Raw genomic sequence first — 15864 nt, 5'->3', positions numbered from 1 at the left:
TGATCCTGAGTGCCGGATGACAGATGTCATACGACGAGCAGGGGCACCCGGCGCGTGCCGGGTGCCCCCTGGGGCCGAGCGGTCGGGCTAGCTCGGGTTGGTGTCGATGGTGGCGATGCGCTGGGCCGGCGTCTTGCCGCGCAGGGCCTTGCGCAGGGCGGAGGCGACGTCCTCGGGCAGGACGTCCCGCTTGCCGCTCGCGCCGTTGATCTGCACGCCGACGAAGGTGGTGCCGTACGCCGTCTTGAGCGCCTTGAGGTCGTAGTAGTCGACGAGCTTGCCGTCGACCGCCTTGAAGCTCAGGATGTCCGGCAACGACCGCTGGCCGAAGTCGATGAAGTGCGCCGGGTCGGTCTGCACCCGGACGGTCTGGGCCATCGCGGGCTCCGCGATCGACTTCATCACCGAGTCGACCTCGGCGTTCGAGATCGTCGGCTGCTTGGTCGTGGTCGGGAGCGTGACCGCGCCCGCCGAGCCGTTCTCCACCTGGGTGCGGTACGCCTGCTCGACCGCCGCCATGGACTTGGCGACGTCGATGCCCTTGCCGGGCTTGCCGTAGACGGCGACGGCCTTGCCGTTCTTGAACTTGACCGTGCCGTCGGTCGCCGAACCGGAGCTGCCGGAGGCGTCCTCCAGGGCGGCGGTCAGCTTCTCCTCGTCGACCGGCATCTCCGGATCGATCACCCGCTGGCCGCCGAAGAGCGAGCCGATCACCGAGACCGGGTTGTAGTCGCTGGTCGCGGCCTTGCTGACGGTGGCCTGCATGTCGAACTGGAGGCCGGCCTGGTCGGGCTGGAGCGTGACCGTCTTACCGTCCACCGACAGCTTGAGCGGCTGGTTCACCTTCTTGTCGAAGGCCGCGTCGAGCTTCTTGACCGCGTCGTCGCGGGTGCCGCCGCCGATGTCGACGCCGAGGACCGTGGTGCCCTTGGGCACGTCGGAGTGGTTCATCAGCAGCCCGACGCCGTACGCGCCGCCCGCGATGACGACCACGCCCACGGCGAGCAGGGTCAGCTTGCTGCGGCCCTTCTTCTTCGCCTTCTTCTTCGACGACGACGCCGGCACGTTCTGCGCGACCGGCTCGGGCAGCTTCGGCGGTGTGTGCGGCAGCGGTCCGTCGGTGGCTGCGCCCGGCCCGAACGGGGAGTTCTGGGTGGTGGACGGCACGACCGGGATACCGCTGGTGACGGTGTGCCCGGAGACGTTGTCCGGCGGGGTGCCGTAGCCGGGGGCGCCCGGTTCGGGGGCCGGCTTCTGCGGGGTGAGGATCGCGGTGTCGTCACTCAGGCCGCCACCGGGGCCGCGGCCGGGGGCGGTCTGCGGGCCGCCGTGGGGGGCGCCGCCGGGGCCGCCGGGGCCGACACCGGGGCCGGTTCCGGGGGGCGCGCCGACTCCGGGGCCGGCGAGACCGGCGGAGGCGTTGGGCATACCGGGAGCGCCGGGACCGCCCGGGCCGCCCGCGCGGCGGTGACCGCCGGGGCCTGCCGGACCGCCCGGGACACCCTGCGGGCCGCCGACCGGCGGTACGACAGGACCGTCGCCGGTGACCGGGCCGCCGGTCGGGCCCGTGGGGCCCTGCGGGCCGCCGTAGCCGCCCGTTCCGCCGAAGTCGTTGGGCCCGTTGAAGTCGTTGGCGGGCGTGAAGCGGTGCGAGCCGGTGGAGCTGTTGAGGTCGTCGTGGCCGCCGCCGGGGAGGCCGCCCTGGGCTCCGTAACCGTTCTGACCACTCTGGGGGCCCTGGCCGTTCTGACCGTTCTGGCCGTTCTGCGCGCCGCCGTTGTCCGAGAAGTACGGCAGGTCGTCGCGGCGCGGCTCGGCGCCGGGGCGTGTGCCGCCGCCCAGCGGGCCCGCCGCCAGCGCCTCGGTCACGTCGAAGGAACCCGTGCCGCCGCCATGGCCGGGCGCGACGGGACCGCCGGTCGCGCCGGGCAGGCCCGCGCCGTTGGTGGAGCCGGAGCGGGAGCCGCCGGGCACGCTCATGGAGCCGACCACGCCACCGGGACGCCCGGCACCGGGCCGCGCCCCACCGGAAGCACCGCCCGGAGCACCGCCGGGAGCGCCACCGGCCGGAGCACCCGGCGCGGCACCGGAACCGTTCGGCGCGGGCGCCGAACCTCCGGGCAGACCGGCCCCGTTGGTCCCGCCGCCGCCCTGACCGCCCTTGGCGGGGCCGGACTTGCGCGGGGCGAACCAGTCGCTGGTCTTCTCCTCGCCGGACGGAGCCGGCTCGGCGGGAGCCTCGGCCATGCCGTTGCCGGCCGCCATGCCGTTGCCCGCCGCGCCGTTGGCGGCGGGCGCGCTCGGCGCCGGGGTCTCGGCCGTGGTGTCGCCCGCGGTGCCCTCGGCGTCCGCGACGGGCGTCCGGACGACGACCGGCGGGATCGGCCGCGACCCGGGGATGTTGATCCGGATCCGGGTCGTCAGCGTGGTCTCGGTCTTGCGCTCATCGGACTGCGTGCCCGAACGGCCCGCGTCCGCACCGTCGTCGGAAGCCATGGGCGTCCCGTAGGGCGGCGTGCCCGAGGGGTAGGCGGCTCCGCCGTGCCCGTTGGGCCCGGAGGACGGAGTGTCAGTTTCACGACTCAAGGCAGGTTCTCCCGGTTGGCTCCACCGCCCGTGTCGACCTCATCGCTTCGGACGGCTCGGCGGCGCGCACCACCATACTGGCCACTTCTGGCCCGTATCCCACGACCGCTGGGGAAACCCACACCGGACTCGCACGTCCCTGTCGTGGCGAAGTGGTACGTCACTTGCCAAGTCGGACGGCGTCGCCGTCCGGTTGCCGCTCCACGCCGAGCGTGGCGCAGATCACAGCTGTGGCCATGCCGCCGAGCAGGAAGAGGTACGAGCCGGCGCCCGCGCCGAAGAGGAAGTCGCCTTCGGGGCGGCTGGCGGTGAGCAGGATGACGGCGAGCACCCAGCCGGCGGCCGGTGCGACGGCCCCGCCCCGGCTGCCGGCGGCGCGCGCACCGCCGAGACAGAGCCCGGCCTCGCCCGCGAGCGCGAGCAGCAGGCCGCCCGGGAACCAGCCGGACTGCACGAGCGATCCGGCGGCGCCGACGACCGCGCCGAGCACGAAGAGGCCCAGGTAGAGAAGGGCTCGTCCGGCGGAGGGGGCCTTGAGGGGCTGGGCGAGCATGGATCCGCGGTCGGTCATGAGATGTCTCCGGTGCCGGCGAAGAGGTCGGTCTCCCGGTCCCCGGACCCCTGTTCCCCTCGTACCAACTCGTAGTACTCGGTGGTGAAGAGGGGCTGGGCGAGGTCGTTGGAGAGCACGAAGTAGGGTGCGGCGACCGTGATCTGGGTGGCGTGCGCGGCCATCGCGGCGGCCTTGGCGGCGGCGTACGCGGTGCCGTCGATCTCGGTCGTCACCCGCTCGTCGGCCACGACACCGGGGACGTCGTCGAGGACGCCCTCCTTGGTGAAGGGCAGGCCGGGCAGGTCGTCGTGGAGACGGGCGAAGGCCTGTTCGCCGACCGAGCGCGGGACGCGGTTCCAGTAGACCTTGGGGATCGTCCAGCCCGCTTCGGCCGCCAGATCCGCGGCGCGCATGGCGACGCGGTGGGCCTGGATGTGGTCGGGGTGGCCGTAGCCGCCGTTCTCGTCGTAGGTGACGAGGACGTGCGGACGTACCTCGAGGATCACCCGCACGAGATGCGCGGCGGCCTCGTCGACGTCCGCCTGCCAGAAGCAGGCGGGGTCGTCGTTGTCGGCGAGGCCCATCATCCCGGAGTCGTGGTAGCGGCCCTCACCGCCGAGGAGACGGAAGTCCTCGACGCCGAGTGCGCGCATCGCGGCGGTGAGCTCGCCGAGGCGGTGCTCCCCGAGGGCGGCGCCGGAGAGGTGCCGGAGCTCCGGGGGGATGACCTCGCCGTGCTCACCGAGCGTGCAGGTGACCAGGGTCACCCGGGCACCCTCGGCCGCATAGCGGGCCATCGTCGCGCCGTTGTTGATCGACTCGTCGTCCGGGTGCGCGTGCACCAGGAGCAGGCGCCGGGCGGGTGGTTCCGTCATGGGACCACCCTAAAGGCGACCTGCGACCTGCCCCGGGAAGGGTCAGAACTTGATGCTGCCGATCATCCCCGCGATGTTCGTCGTCAGCTCGCTGATCGTCGGCGCCATGGTCGAGGAGGCCAGGTAGAAGCCGAGCAACATGCAGACGATCGCGTGTCCGGCCTTCAGTCCGGACTTCCTGATCAGCAGGAAGACGATGATCGCCAGCAGCACCACCGCCGAAATCGAGAGTGCCACGGCGGCTCACCTCCAAAGATCCCAAGAGCGCGGGGGGTTCGGACCAGGGGGGCAGATAAATCCATACGACAGCCAGCGGGTTCATACCCACTATGCGCTAGTGATCATAACTATCCGTACTCGCGCATCGGTCGGCGCACGGACGCACAAGGGGGCGTATGGCCAATATGGTCGGGGCATGACGACGACGTCCGACTCCTTCCCTCGCCGGCACGCCCGCACCCAGCGCTTCACGCTCGGCGCGCCGCGCGCGTTCACCGTGGCCCCCGACGGTTCCCGTGTCGTGTTCCTGCGCTCGTCCTCCGGTACGGACCGGGCGAATTCGCTGTGGGTGCTCGACCCCGCGGACGGCGGGGAGCGCGTGGCGGCCGACCCGCGCGCCCTGCTCGGCGGGGCCACGGAGGACCTGTCGCCCGAGGAGCGGGCGCGCCGCGAACGCAGCCGTGAGGGCGGCGCCGGGATCGTCGGCTACGCCACCGACTCGGCGGTGGAGTTGGCGTCTTTTGCCTTGTCAGGGCGGCTGTTCGCGGCGGAGCTACGGGCCGGGACGGCGACCGAACTCCGCGTCCCGGGACCGGTGATCGACCCGCGCCCCTCCCCCGACGGCCGGCTCGTCGCGTACGTCGCCCAGGGCGCCCTGCGGGTCGTCGGGGCCGCGGGCGAGGGTGACGTGGCGCTGGCCGAGCCGGAGTCGGAACACGTCACCTACGGTCTCGCCGAGTTCATCGCGGCCGAGGAGATGGGCCGGTCACGGGGGTTCTGGTGGTCGCCGGAGTCGGACAGGCTGCTGGTGGCGCGCGTGGACGACACGCCGGTACGGCGCTGGTGGATCTCCGACCCGGCCCATCCGGAACGTGATCCACAGCACGTCCCCTATCCGGCGGCGGGGACGGAGAACGCGGACGTACGGCTGTACGTCATCGGCCTCGACGGGGCGCGCACGGAGGTGACGTGGGACCGTGCCCGCTACCCGTATCTGGCGCATGTGCACTGGTCAGCGGCCGGTGCGCCACTGTTGCTGGTCCAGGCGCGTGACCAGCGCAGTCAGCTGTTCCTGGCCGTGGACACCGACTCCGGGGCGACCCGGATGGTGCACGCGGACGAAGATCCAGTTTGGCTTGATCTTTTCCCAGGGGTGCCCTGCTGGAGCCCCTCCGGGCGGCTCGTACGGATCGCGGACGAGGGCGGCGCGCGGGTCCTCGCGGTGGGCGAACGCCCGCTGACCGGCCCGCAGTTGCACGTCCGTGCGGTGCTCGACGTGTCCGACGACGACGTCCTGGTCTCGGCCTCGGCCGGGGAGCGGGCGGCTGCGCCGGAGACCGGCGAGGTGCATGTGTACCGGGTCAACGAACTCGGCGTGGAGCGGATCTCGCAGGAGCCGGGGGTGCACTCGGCGGTGCGGTCCGGGAGCGTGACCGTGCTGGTCTCGGCGACGCCGGGGCGGGCCGGGTCGCCGGCACAGGTGCTGCGGGACGGGAAGCAGACGGCGACGATCACCTCGTACGCCGAAGATCCCGGTATGTCCCCGCGCGTGACGCTGACCGAGGGGGGCGCACGGCGCATCCCGTGCGCCGTCCTGTTGCCCCAGAACCACCAAGGGGATGGTCGTCTTCCGGTTTTGCTGGATCCCTACGGGGGACCGCACGGGCCGCGCGTTCTCGCGGCCCACAACGCGCACCTCACCAGCCAGTGGTTCGCCGACCAGGGTTTCGCGGTCGTGGTCGCGGACGGCCGGGGCACGCCGGGCCGCTCGCCGGCCTGGGAGAAGGCGATCCGCGACGACTTCACGGTGTCCCTGGACGACCAGGTGGAGGCGCTCCAGGACCTGGCGGAGCGGTACCCGCTGGACCTGGACCGGGTGGCGATCCGCGGCTGGTCGTACGGCGGCTGGCTGGCGGGGCTGGCGGTCCTGCGCCGCCCCGACGTCTTCCACGCGGGCATCGCCGGCGCCCCGGTGACGGACTGGCGGCTGTACGACACCCACTACACGGAGCGGTACCTGGGCGACCCGCGGACGTCACCGGAGTCGTACGCGAAGAGCTCCCTGGTGACGGACGAGGGTCTGTCCTCCCCCGCCGAGCCGCACCGGCCGCTGATGATCGTGCACGGCACCGCCGACGACAACGTGGTCTTCGCCCACGCCCTGCGCCTCTCCTCGGCCCTGCTGTCGGCGGGCCGCCCGCACGAGGTGCTCCCCCTGTCGGGCGTGACCCACATGACCCCGCAGGAACAGGTCGCGGAGAACCTGCTGCTGCTCCAGGTGGACTTCCTGAAGCGGTCGCTGGGGCTGCGGTAGCGGGCCGGGGTACGGCAACGGGCCGGGACGACATGGCGCGTCCCGGCCCGTTTACGGCACCCGCACGGCCGTACGCTGTTCAGCCTGACGCGTCCGTATATCGGGACCGGGTCGGCTAAGTTGCCTGCGTGTTAACGCAGTTGGTGAGCATTTGTGCGGTTATTCCCGGCCATTTGCAAGATCATCCGGCGGCGTCTCCGGCGGCTCCCCCGGGGACCCCTCGGTGGGTACGACCTGCATCTCCTCCGCGAAATGACAGGCGGAGTCATGGGCCGCGGGGCCGGAGGTGAGGCGGAACTCGCTCGGGACCGCCAGGGCCGGGACCTCCAGGGCGCAGCGCTCCTGGGCCTTCCAGCAGCGGGTGCGGAAGCGGCAGCCGGAGGGGATGTTGGTGGGTGAGGGGACGTCGCCGGCCAGGATGATGCGTTCGCGGTGTTCGCGGGCCTCGGGGTCGGGGACCGGGACCGCGGAGAGCAGGGCCTGGGTGTAGGGGTGGGTGGGGTGGTCGTAGATCTCCTCGTCCCGGCCGATCTCCACGATGCGGCCCAGATACATCACCCCCACCCGGTCGGAGATGTGGCGGACGATCGACAGGTCGTGGGCGATGAAGACGTAGGAGAGGTCGAACTCGTTCTGGAGGCGGTCCATCAGGTTGATGACCTGGGCCTGGACGGAGACGTCGAGCGCGGAGACCGGTTCGTCGGCGACGATCACCTCCGGGCGCAGGGCCAACCCCCGGGCGATGCCGATGCGTTGGCGCTGGCCGCCGGAGAACTGGTGCGGATAGCGGTTGATGTACTCGGGGTTGAGGCCGACCACGTCCAGGAGGTCCTGAACCTTGCGTCTGCGGTCGCCCTTGGGGGCCACCTCGGGGTGGATGTCGTAGGGCTCCCCGATGATGTCGCCGACCGTCATACGGGGGTTGAGCGAGGTGTACGGGTCCTGGAACACCATCTGGATGTTGCGGCGGACGGATTTGAGGGCCTTGCCGGACAACTGGGTGATGTCCTCGCCCTTGTACTTGATCGACCCGGCGGTCGGCTGCTCGAGATTGACGAGCATCTTGGCAACAGTTGACTTGCCGCAGCCCGATTCCCCGACGATCCCGAGGGTCTCCCCCTTGTTGAGCGTGAAGTCCACACCGTCAACGGCCTTGACCGCACCGACCTGCTTCTTGAACAGAATGCCCTGGGTCAACGGGTAGTGCTTGACCAGTCCGGTCACTTCAATGATCGGCTCAACCATTGAGGCACTCCCTCCAGAAGTGGCAGGCGCTCGTGCGGTCCTGCGACACCTCGTACAGCGGGGGTTCGTCCGTCCTGCACACGTCCTGGGCCATCGGACAGCGGGGGTTGAACGCGCAACCCGGCGGGATGGCCATCAAGTTGGGCGGCAACCCCTTGATCGCGTACAGCTCCTGACCCTTCTGATCAAGACGGGGGATGGAGTCGAGGAGACCGCGCGTGTACGGATGCGCCGGGGCCTTGTAGATGTCGTGCACCGGGGCCTGCTCGACGATGCGGCCCGCGTACATCACCGCGATCCGGTCCGCCACGTCGGCCACCACACCCAGATCGTGGGTGATGAGGATGAGCCCCATGTTGTACTCGCGCTGCAACTCCGCGAGCAGGTCCATCACCTGGGCCTGGACGGTGACGTCGAGGGCGGTGGTGGGTTCGTCGGCGATGATGAGAGCCGGCTCCAGGGCCAGCGCCATCGCGATCATGATGCGCTGGCGCATGCCGCCGGAGAACTGGTGCGGGTACTGCTTGACCCGCTCCTTGGCTCCCGGGATGCGTACCCGGTCCATCAGCTCGACGGCCTTGGCCCGCGCGTCCTTCTTCGACATGCCGCGGTGGACCACGAACATCTCACCGAGCTGGTCGCCCACGCTCAGCACGGGGTTGAGGGACGACAGGGCATCCTGGAAGATCATCGCCATCTCGGCGCCGCGGACCTTGCGCCGCTCCTCCTCCTTGAGCTTGAGCAGGTCCTTGCCCTGGAAGAGGATCTCACCGCCCGCGATCCGCCCCGGCGGCATGTCGAGGATGCCCATGATCGCCTGGGCGGTGACGGACTTCCCGGACCCGGACTCCCCCAGCACGGCGAGGGTCTCCCCCGCGTCGACCGCGTAGTCGACCCCGTTGACGGCCTTGGCGACCCCGTCCCGGGTCTTGAACTCCACGTGCAGATCACGCACTTCCAGGAGCACGACTCACCTCAGCTTCGGGTCGGGGGCGTCGCGGACGAGGTCCTCGCGGACCGTGAACGCCGATACGGTGACCGGCCGGGCGACGACGTCGACGCCGGGCCGGCCGGGGAGAGCGGGCGAGCCGCCGCCTTCCTGCACGTTCACACCCCGTCACCTCAGCTTCGGGTCGAGGGCGTCGCGGACCGCGTCGCCGAGCATGATGAACGCGAGGACCGTGAGGGCGAGGGCGCCGGCGGGCCAGAGGAGCATGTGGGGGGCCTGGCGGATGTAGGCGGAGGCCGCGGAGATGTCGATGCCCCAGCTGACGGTGGGGGGCTTCAGGCCCACGCCGAGGTAGGAGAGCGTCGCCTCCAGGGCGATGTACGTGCCGAGCGCGATGGTCGCGACCACGATCACCGGGGCCACCGCGTTGGGGGCGATGTGGCGCAGCAGCTGGCGGGAGTTCGAGGCGCCCAGTGCCTTCGCCGCGTGCACGTAGTCGTTCTGTTTGGCCGTGATGACCGAGCCTCGCGCGATGCGGGAGATCTGCGGCCAGCCCAGCAGCACCATGAAGCCGATGACCGGCCAGACCGTGTTGCTGGTGACGACCGAGAGCAGGACCAGGCCGCCCAGGACCACCGGGATCGCGAAGAACACATCCGTGATCCGGGACAGGATCGAGTCCGAGAAGCCGCCGAAGAAGCCGGCGAGGCCGCCGAGGACCGAGCCCAGGATGGCGACCCCGAGCGTGGCGCAGACGCCGACCGTGACGGACGTACGGGCGCCGTAGACGGTGCGGGTGTAGACGTCGCAGCCCTGGCCGTCGAAGCCGAAGGGATGGCCTGGTTGCGAACCCTCCTGGGCCTTGGCGAGGTCGCACTTGAGGGGGTTGCCCGACGCGATCAGGGAGGGCCACAGGGAGATCACGACCAGGAAGAGGATCACCAGGCCCGAGATGATGAAGACGGGGTTGCGGCGCAGGTCGCGCCAGGCGTCGGACCAGAGCGAGCGGGGCTTCCCCTGGGGGCCGCCCGCCTGGCCGGGCCCCTTCTCCAGCGTGGTCGCCTCGCTCACCGCGAGGTCCATGGCACCGCCCATGCCGGTCCCGGCGATCGCGCCCTCGGGCTCTCGGGGTTCAGGCATAGCGGATCCTCGGGTCGAGTACGGCGTACAGGAGGTCGACGAGCAGGTTGGCGACCAGGAAGACCAGCACCAGGACGGTGACGAAACCGACCACCGTCTGGGTGTTCTGGCGCAGGATGCCCTGGTAGAGCTGGTATCCCACGCCGTGGATGTTGAAGATCCGCTCGGTGACGATCGCGCCGCCCATCAGGGCGCCGATGTCGGTGCCGATGAAGGTGACGACGGGGATCAGGGAGTTGCGCAGGAGGTGGCGGGTGATGACCCGTCTCCTCGGCAGGCCCTTCGCCACCGCCGTACGGACGTAGTCGCTGCGGCGGTTCTCCGCGATGGACGTCCGGGTCAGCCGGGTCACGTACGCCAGCGACACCGACGCCAGCACCAGGCCCGGCACGATCAGCTCGCCGAACGTGGCCTCCGTGGACACCGACGGTTTGATCCAGCCCCACTCGACGCCGAGCAGTAGCTGGAGCACCAGGCCGGTGACGAAGGTCGGGATCGAGATCACGACGAGCGTGAGCATCAGGACCGAGGTGTCTTCGGGCTTGCCGCGGCGCAGGCCCGTGACGACTCCCAGGGTGATGCCGATGATGATCTCGAACAGGATCGCGACGATCGTCAGGCGGATCGTCACGGGGAACGCCGTCGACATCAGCTCGGTGACCTTCTGCCCGTTGAACGCGGTGCCGAAGTCGCCGGTGAAGACGTTCCCCATGTAGGTGAGGTACTGCTGCGGGAAGACGGGCTTGTCGAGTCCGTACTCCTTCTTCAGCTGGGCGGCCGTGGCGGGGTCGCACTGCCGGTCGCCGCACAGGCCCGCGATGGGGTCGCCCATGACGTTGACCATGAGGAAGATGAGGAGCGTGGCGCCGATGAACACCGGGATCATCTGGAGCAGACGCCGGACGACGTAGCGTCCCATGGCGGGTCAGCTGACCTTGATCTCGTTGTAGACCGGGACGCTGAACGGGTTGAGCTTGACGTTGGACAGCCGCTCCGAGTAGCCCGCGCTGCCGTTCTGGTACCAGAGCGGGATCGCGCCCATGTTGTCCCGCAGCACCTTCTCCGCGTCCTGGAACGTGGAGACGGCCTTGGCCGTGTCGGTCTCGGCGTTGGCCTCGTCGACGAGCTTGTCGAAGTCCTTGTTGGACCACTTGCCGTCGTTGGAGGAGGCGTTGGTGTAGTACAGCGGCTGGAGGAAGTTCTGGATGAGCGGGTAGTCCATCTGCCAGCCGGCCCGGAAGGGGCCGCTCATCTTCTTCTCGGTGATCTGGTTGCGGTAGTCGGCGAAGGTGCCGACCGGGTTGCCGACGCAGGCCTTGTCGTTGCCGAGCGCGTTGTTGATGGAGTTGCAGACCGCGTCGACCCACTGCTTGTGGGAGCCGGTGTCCGCGTTGTACGTGATCTTGACCTGGCCGCCGGGGAGGCCGCCGCCCTCCTCGATCAGCTTCTTGGCCGCGGCGGCGTCGTATTCACAGGCGTCGCCGCACAAACCTTCCTTGAAGCCGCCGGCCTCGCCGAGGACCGGGGAGGTCCAGTCGCTGGCGGGGGTGCGGGTGTCGTTGAAGATGGTCTTGGTGATCTGGTCCCGGTTGATGGCCCGGGACAGCCCCGTGCGCACCTTCTCCATCCCGGGCTTGTTCCAGTTCTTGTCGTAGAACGGGAAGGCGAGGGTCTGGATGATGCCGGCCGGGGTGTTGAGGTAGCGGTCGCCGAGGTCGGCCTTGACGTTCTTGAGCTGGGCGGCGGGCACGTCGTCGACGAGGTCGAGGTTGCCGGCCATGAGGTCGGTGTAGGCGGTGTTGTTGTCGGTGTAGACCTTGAGGGTCACGCCGCCGTTCTGCGCCTTGTCGGCCCCGTGGTAGCCGTCCCACTTCTTCAGGCTCATCTGCGAGCCCTTGGTGTACGAGTCGATGACGTACGGGCCGTTGCCGACCGGCTTCTTCAGCCAGCCGGCGTGGTCGGTGAAGAAGGCCTGCGGGAGCGGGGCGTAGGCCGGGTAGCCGAGGGTGTCGGGGAAGGTCGAGAACTTCTGGCTGAGCTTGACGGTGAAGGTCAGGTCGCCGGTGACCTTCAGCCCGGAGAGGGTCTGGGCGGTCTGCTTGCTGCCGTCCTCGGGGTGGACCTTGTCGTAGCCGTCGATGTAGCCGAAGAAGTACGCGTTCTTCTGGTTGTTCTTGAGGCTGGCGCCGTAGTTCCAGGCGTCCACGAACGACTTCGCGGTGACCTTCTCGCCGTTGGAGAAGGTCCAGCCGTCCTTGACGGTGACGGTGAAGTTCTGCGAGTCGCTCGTCTCGATCTTGTCGGCGAGCATGTCCTCGGCCTTGCCGGTCTCCGGGTTGTACCTCTTCAGGGACCGGAAGATCATGTCGAGCACCTTGCCGCCCTGCACCTCGTTGGTGTTGGCCGGCTCCAGCGGGTTCTGCGGGTCGCCCCAGGAAGCGCTGAGCGTCGCGCTGCCGTCGCCACTGCCACTGCCGCCGCTGTCGCTGTCCCCACCTCCGCAGGCCGTCGCCGCGAGGGCTACCGCCGCCGCGCATGCGGCCCACTTGGCGTGCGTGGCTCCACGCATGGAGTGCCTCCTGATTGACTGCGCTGATCCGTTAACGGCAAATATCGACGTAAATCAGGCAAACCGCACACGTATTGAGCCCTTTAGGGGAACGGGTGGAGACCTCCCGGGTGGCTCCGGGGAACGTCCGACCTCTGCGACAGTGGATCTTGCGTGTAGGACGCAATGGATCTTCACCATCCGATGCAGAACCGTTGGATTGCGACCCTCCTATGTACGGATTTCGGCACGCCGCCGTCCGTATATCGAACTCATTGCCCGATTGGGGAAGTTGGTCCGATGTAAAACACGGATCGATCACGAGGCGCTACACGCGTAGCTACAGAATGGTCAAGCGAAGGCAAAGAAAGTAAAGAGAAACCCAAGTCGACCGAGAATTTATTGACCTTGAATGAATTGCGTTGAAAAAGTCCGGCGTAGCCCGTAGGGGAGTGCCCTGCGGAGTCATCAGACCCTCCCTTGGGCCAGGAGCACCATGACCCCCCCAACTCCATCGGCGGCTGCCCCGCTCGAGGTGACCGAAGAGAGCGCCGAGAAGTCGATCACTTCTCCCTCTCCGAAGGCCAACGAAAGCCGGTCTCCCGGGCAGCTTGCCTGGCGCCGGTTCAAGCGCGACCGTACGGGCGTCATATCGGCGTACATCGTGATCTTCTTCTTCGCGATCGCCGTCGCCGCTCCGCTCATAGCCAAGCTGTACGGGAAGAACCCGTACGACCAGTACGGGCAGGACGCCCCGGTCGGGACCCTCTTCAACGAGGCCGGCTACCCCGTCAAGCCCAACGGCGGCATCGACGCCAACTTCTGGTTCGGCCTGGAGCCGCAGATGGGCCGCGACGTCTTCACGTTCCTGCTCTACGGCATCCGCACCTCGCTGATGATCGCCACGATCACCACGATTCTGGTCACGGTCATCGGCGTGATCGTCGGCATCTCCGCCGGCTACCTGGGCGGCAAGACGGACTACCTCGTCAGCCGGATCATCGACATCGTGCTGTCGTTCCCCTCCACGCTCTTCTTCATCGCCTTCACCCCCGTCGTGTACGGCCTTTTCTGGGCCGCCGACGAGGAGATCCCCGCCTGGGGGCGCGGCGTCTGCCTCGTCATCGCGCTGACGGCCTTCGGCTGGGCCTCCATCGCACGACTGCTGCGCGGCCAGGTGCTGGCCCTGCGCGAGCGCGAGTTCGTCGAGGCGGCCAAGGTCACCGGTGCCTCCCCGGGCCGGATCATCTTCAAGGAACTGCTCCCCAACCTGTGGACGCCGATCCTCATCCAGTCCACGCTCGCCCTCCCGGCGTTCGTGACCGCTGAGGCCGGCCTCGCCTTCCTCGGCGTCGGCATCCAGGACCCGACCCCGGACTGGGGCGTGATGATCCAGCGCGGTGCGCAGTTCTACACGGACGACATCACCTTCATGATCTTCCCGGGCGTCTCGATGATCATCTTCGTCCTGGCGTTCAACCTTCTCGGCGATTCGGTGCGCGACGCACTCGACCCGAAGTCCAAGCGCTGAGTCCCCCGGCCCGGTCATCGTCGTCCGGCTGCTGGCAGCACGTCTCTCTCATTCATCTCAACCAGGCAGGTAGGCCATGTCCTTTTCCCGCAGAAACTTCCTGATCGCCACCGGTGTGGCGGCGGGTGCCTCCACCGTTCTGAGCGCTTGCAGCAGCGGCAACGCCGGCGGCGCCGGCAGCAAGGCTCCCTCGGTCGAGAAGGGCAAGGCCGCCAAGATCGCCGTCGGCACCGCCACCGACTCCAAGGGCCCCGCCCCGGAGATGCCGGGCGCTCGTAAGGGCGGCACGATCTACACCCTCGACCAGATCGACTACGACCACCTGGACCCGGCGCAGATCTACTCGTCGTACACGGGCGCCGGTTCGGTCCTGTTCCTGCGTGGTCTGACCGGCTACCGCGTCGACTCCAAGGGCAACACCACCCTGGTCGGCGACCTCGCCACCGACGCCGGCACCGTCAAGGACGGCGGCAAGACCTGGTCCTTCACGCTGAAGGACGGCGTGAAGTGGGAGGACGGCTCGACCGTCTCGATCGACGACGTCCGCCACACCTTCGAGCGTCTCTTCGCCGACTTCGTCACCGAGGGCCCCCGCTACCCGCAGAACTGGCTCGCCGGCGCCGACAAGTACAAGGGCCCCTACGAGGGCAAGCACCTCTCCTCCATCGAGACGGACGGCAACACCGTCACCTTCCGTCTGAAGGAGGCGCACGCCGACTTCCCGTTCATGCTCGCCATGCGCGGCTACTCGATCGTGCCCAAGGCCAAGGACACGAAGAAGAAGTACGACCAGCGTCCGTTCTCCTGCGGCCCGTACAAGATCGAGTCCCGCAGCATCGACAAGTCCCTCACGCTCGTGCGCAACGAGCACTGGGACGCCAGCCTGGACCCGTGCCGCAACGGCTACCCGGACAAGGTCGTCATGCAGTTCGGCTTCCAGTCCCTGGCCTCCACGGACCGCTACATCGCCGACTCGGGCAACGACCAGTACGCGCTGTCCCTGCTGAACGAGGTCGCCCCCGAGCGTGTCACCAAGGTGCTCGGTGACGCCACGCTGAAGCAGCGGGTGCTGACCCAGGTCGACACGACGTGCTACTACTTCCCGATCAACATGACCCGGATCAAGGACGTCAAGGTCCGTCAGGCGATCAACTGGGCGTGGCCGGCGCAGCAGCTGAAGCAGCAGCGTGGTGGCTCGCAGGTCACCGCGACCGCGACCACGATCATCTCCCCGCTGACCCCGGGTCACGAGGACTTCGACCTGTACGGCAAGAAGACCAAGCCGACCGGTGACCCGGAGAAGGCCAAGGCGCTGCTGAAGGAAGCCGGCAAGGAGGGCCAGAAGCTGGTCATCGCCTTCCAGCAGTCCGACCGCGCCGTCAAGGAGGCCGTCACCATCAAGAACGCCCTCACCAAGGCGGGCTTCGACGTGGTGACCAAGCAGGTCGACAAGACCACCTTCTACTCCGAGATCGGTCAGCTGGACAACGGCTTCGACCTGTTCGCCGCGGGCTGGGGCCCGGACTGGCCGGCCGGTTACGCCGTCATCCAGCCCTGCTGGGACGGCAGCCAGATCGCCGACGGTGGCGTCAACTGGTCGCAGCTGAACGACACCAGCGTCAACAAGGCGATCGCCGCGGCCACCGCCATCACCGACGCGGACAAGGCCAACGCGGCCTGGGGCGCGATCGACAAGCAGATCATGACGCTCGCGGCCTGCGTGCCCGACTACAACCCGATCCGTAACTACTTCTACGGTTCCAAGGTCGGCGGCGTGGTCTACAACGCCGGTGACACCTGCGTCGCCATCGGCAAGGTCTTCGCGAAGGCCTGACGCTTTCCCGGGGCGGCGGTCCGACCGACCGCCGCCCCGGCCCCGTCCTAGCCCGCTCCCCACACCCCGG

General features: G+C 69.0%; 13 protein-coding genes. 3 read left to right on the top strand and 10 right to left on the bottom strand.

Features of this window, described 5'->3' with window-relative positions; genetic code table 11:
* Positions 1-87: 87 nt before the first annotated feature.
* The 4 genes from CRP56_RS28250 to CRP56_RS28235 all read right to left on the bottom strand — a co-directional run bounded on the left by CRP56_RS28250 (position 88) and on the right by CRP56_RS28235 (position 4251).
* The gene (locus tag CRP56_RS28250; protein WP_097268662.1) at positions 88-2586 is read right to left on the bottom strand and encodes a peptidoglycan binding domain-containing protein; all 2499 of its coding nucleotides are present in this window, start codon (positions 2584-2586) and stop codon (positions 88-90) included.
* Between the two features lie 160 nt (positions 2587-2746).
* Positions 2747-3157: a DUF6113 family protein gene (locus tag CRP56_RS28245; protein WP_097268660.1), complete on the bottom strand. Its 411-nt coding sequence runs from the start codon at positions 3155-3157 to the stop codon at positions 2747-2749.
* Positions 3154-4014, bottom strand: a complete 861-nt coding sequence (gene mshB, locus CRP56_RS28240; protein WP_097268658.1) for an N-acetyl-1-D-myo-inositol-2-amino-2-deoxy-alpha-D-glucopyranoside deacetylase — start codon at positions 4012-4014, stop codon at positions 3154-3156. The genes CRP56_RS28245 and mshB overlap by 4 nt, the downstream gene beginning before the upstream one ends.
* Positions 4015-4056: 42 nt before the next feature.
* A complete protein-coding gene (locus CRP56_RS28235) occupies positions 4057-4251 on the bottom strand; it encodes a hypothetical protein (RefSeq protein WP_079312001.1) in 195 nt (64 codons plus the stop codon).
* Positions 4252-4429: 178 nt separating this feature from the next.
* On the opposite strand from CRP56_RS28235, the gene CRP56_RS28230 reads away from it, so the two are divergent.
* Complete coding sequence (locus CRP56_RS28230; protein ID WP_097268656.1) at positions 4430-6547, top strand: S9 family peptidase; 2118 nt, start codon at positions 4430-4432, stop codon at positions 6545-6547.
* Positions 6548-6706: 159 nt separating this feature from the next.
* Here the strand turns inward: CRP56_RS28230 and CRP56_RS28225 are convergent, their stop codons facing one another.
* From CRP56_RS28225 to CRP56_RS28205, 6 genes are read right to left on the bottom strand one after another with little or no spacing between them, the layout of a single operon-like run.
* A complete protein-coding gene (locus CRP56_RS28225; protein ID WP_097268654.1) occupies positions 6707-7792 on the bottom strand; it encodes an ABC transporter ATP-binding protein in 1086 nt (361 codons plus the stop codon).
* Positions 7785-8759, bottom strand: a complete 975-nt coding sequence (locus CRP56_RS28220; RefSeq protein WP_097268652.1) for an ABC transporter ATP-binding protein — start codon at positions 8757-8759, stop codon at positions 7785-7787. The genes CRP56_RS28225 and CRP56_RS28220 overlap by 8 nt, the downstream gene beginning before the upstream one ends.
* Before the next feature lie 3 nt (positions 8760-8762).
* Positions 8763-8903 carry a hypothetical protein gene (locus tag CRP56_RS47735; protein WP_179851139.1) on the bottom strand — a complete coding sequence of 47 codons (141 nt, stop codon included), beginning with the start codon at positions 8901-8903 and terminating at the stop codon, positions 8763-8765.
* A gap of 6 nt (positions 8904-8909) precedes the next feature.
* The gene (locus tag CRP56_RS28215) at positions 8910-9881 is read right to left on the bottom strand and encodes an ABC transporter permease (RefSeq protein WP_097268650.1); all 972 of its coding nucleotides are present in this window, start codon (positions 9879-9881) and stop codon (positions 8910-8912) included.
* Positions 9874-10800 (bottom strand): ABC transporter permease, encoded by a 927-nt coding sequence (locus tag CRP56_RS28210; protein ID WP_097268648.1) that lies wholly within the window; start codon positions 10798-10800, stop codon positions 9874-9876. Before CRP56_RS28210 ends, CRP56_RS28215 begins: the two co-directional genes overlap by 8 nt.
* 6 nt (positions 10801-10806) lie before the next feature.
* Positions 10807-12450, bottom strand: a complete 1644-nt coding sequence (locus CRP56_RS28205) for a peptide ABC transporter substrate-binding protein (RefSeq protein WP_097268646.1) — start codon at positions 12448-12450, stop codon at positions 10807-10809.
* 475 nt (positions 12451-12925) lie between these two features.
* On the opposite strand from CRP56_RS28205, the gene CRP56_RS28200 reads away from it, so the two are divergent.
* Both CRP56_RS28200 and CRP56_RS28195 read left to right on the top strand, forming a co-directional pair.
* On the top strand, positions 12926-13960 hold the full coding sequence (locus tag CRP56_RS28200) for an ABC transporter permease (protein ID WP_179851138.1): 1035 nt from the start codon (positions 12926-12928) through the stop codon (positions 13958-13960).
* A gap of 76 nt (positions 13961-14036) precedes the next feature.
* The gene (locus tag CRP56_RS28195; RefSeq protein ID WP_097268642.1) at positions 14037-15794 is read left to right on the top strand and encodes an ABC transporter substrate-binding protein; all 1758 of its coding nucleotides are present in this window, start codon (positions 14037-14039) and stop codon (positions 15792-15794) included.
* The last annotated feature ends 70 nt before the right edge of the window (positions 15795-15864 follow it).

Origin of the sequence: Streptomyces sp. TLI_55 (assembly GCF_900206255.1) — a bacterium.
GTDB lineage: Bacteria > Actinomycetota > Actinomycetes > Streptomycetales > Streptomycetaceae > Streptomyces > Streptomyces aquilus.
The sequence above is the reverse complement of the archived record's forward strand: the minus strand, read 5'-3'. Positions and strand labels throughout refer to the sequence as shown.

Bases quoted from the DNA above. Each gene is read 5' to 3' on its own strand.
- CRP56_RS28245 (WP_097268660.1), bottom strand. From the start codon at position 3,157: ATGACCGACCGCGGATCCATGCTCGCCCAGCCCCTCAAGGCCCCCTCC.
- mshB (WP_097268658.1), bottom strand. From the start codon at position 4,014: ATGACGGAACCACCCGCCCGGCGCCTGCTCCTGGTGCACGCGCACCCG.
- CRP56_RS28230 (WP_097268656.1), top strand. From the start codon at position 4,430: ATGACGACGACGTCCGACTCCTTCCCTCGCCGGCACGCCCGCACCCAG.
- CRP56_RS28225 (WP_097268654.1), bottom strand. From the start codon at position 7,792: ATGGTTGAGCCGATCATTGAAGTGACCGGACTGGTCAAGCACTACCCG.
- CRP56_RS28215 (WP_097268650.1), bottom strand. From the start codon at position 9,881: ATGCCTGAACCCCGAGAGCCCGAGGGCGCGATCGCCGGGACCGGCATG.
- CRP56_RS28210 (WP_097268648.1), bottom strand. From the start codon at position 10,800: ATGGGACGCTACGTCGTCCGGCGTCTGCTCCAGATGATCCCGGTGTTC.
- CRP56_RS28205 (WP_097268646.1), bottom strand. From the start codon at position 12,450: ATGCGTGGAGCCACGCACGCCAAGTGGGCCGCATGCGCGGCGGCGGTA.
- CRP56_RS28200 (WP_179851138.1), top strand. From the start codon at position 12,926: ATGACCCCCCCAACTCCATCGGCGGCTGCCCCGCTCGAGGTGACCGAA.
- CRP56_RS28195 (WP_097268642.1), top strand. From the start codon at position 14,037: ATGTCCTTTTCCCGCAGAAACTTCCTGATCGCCACCGGTGTGGCGGCG.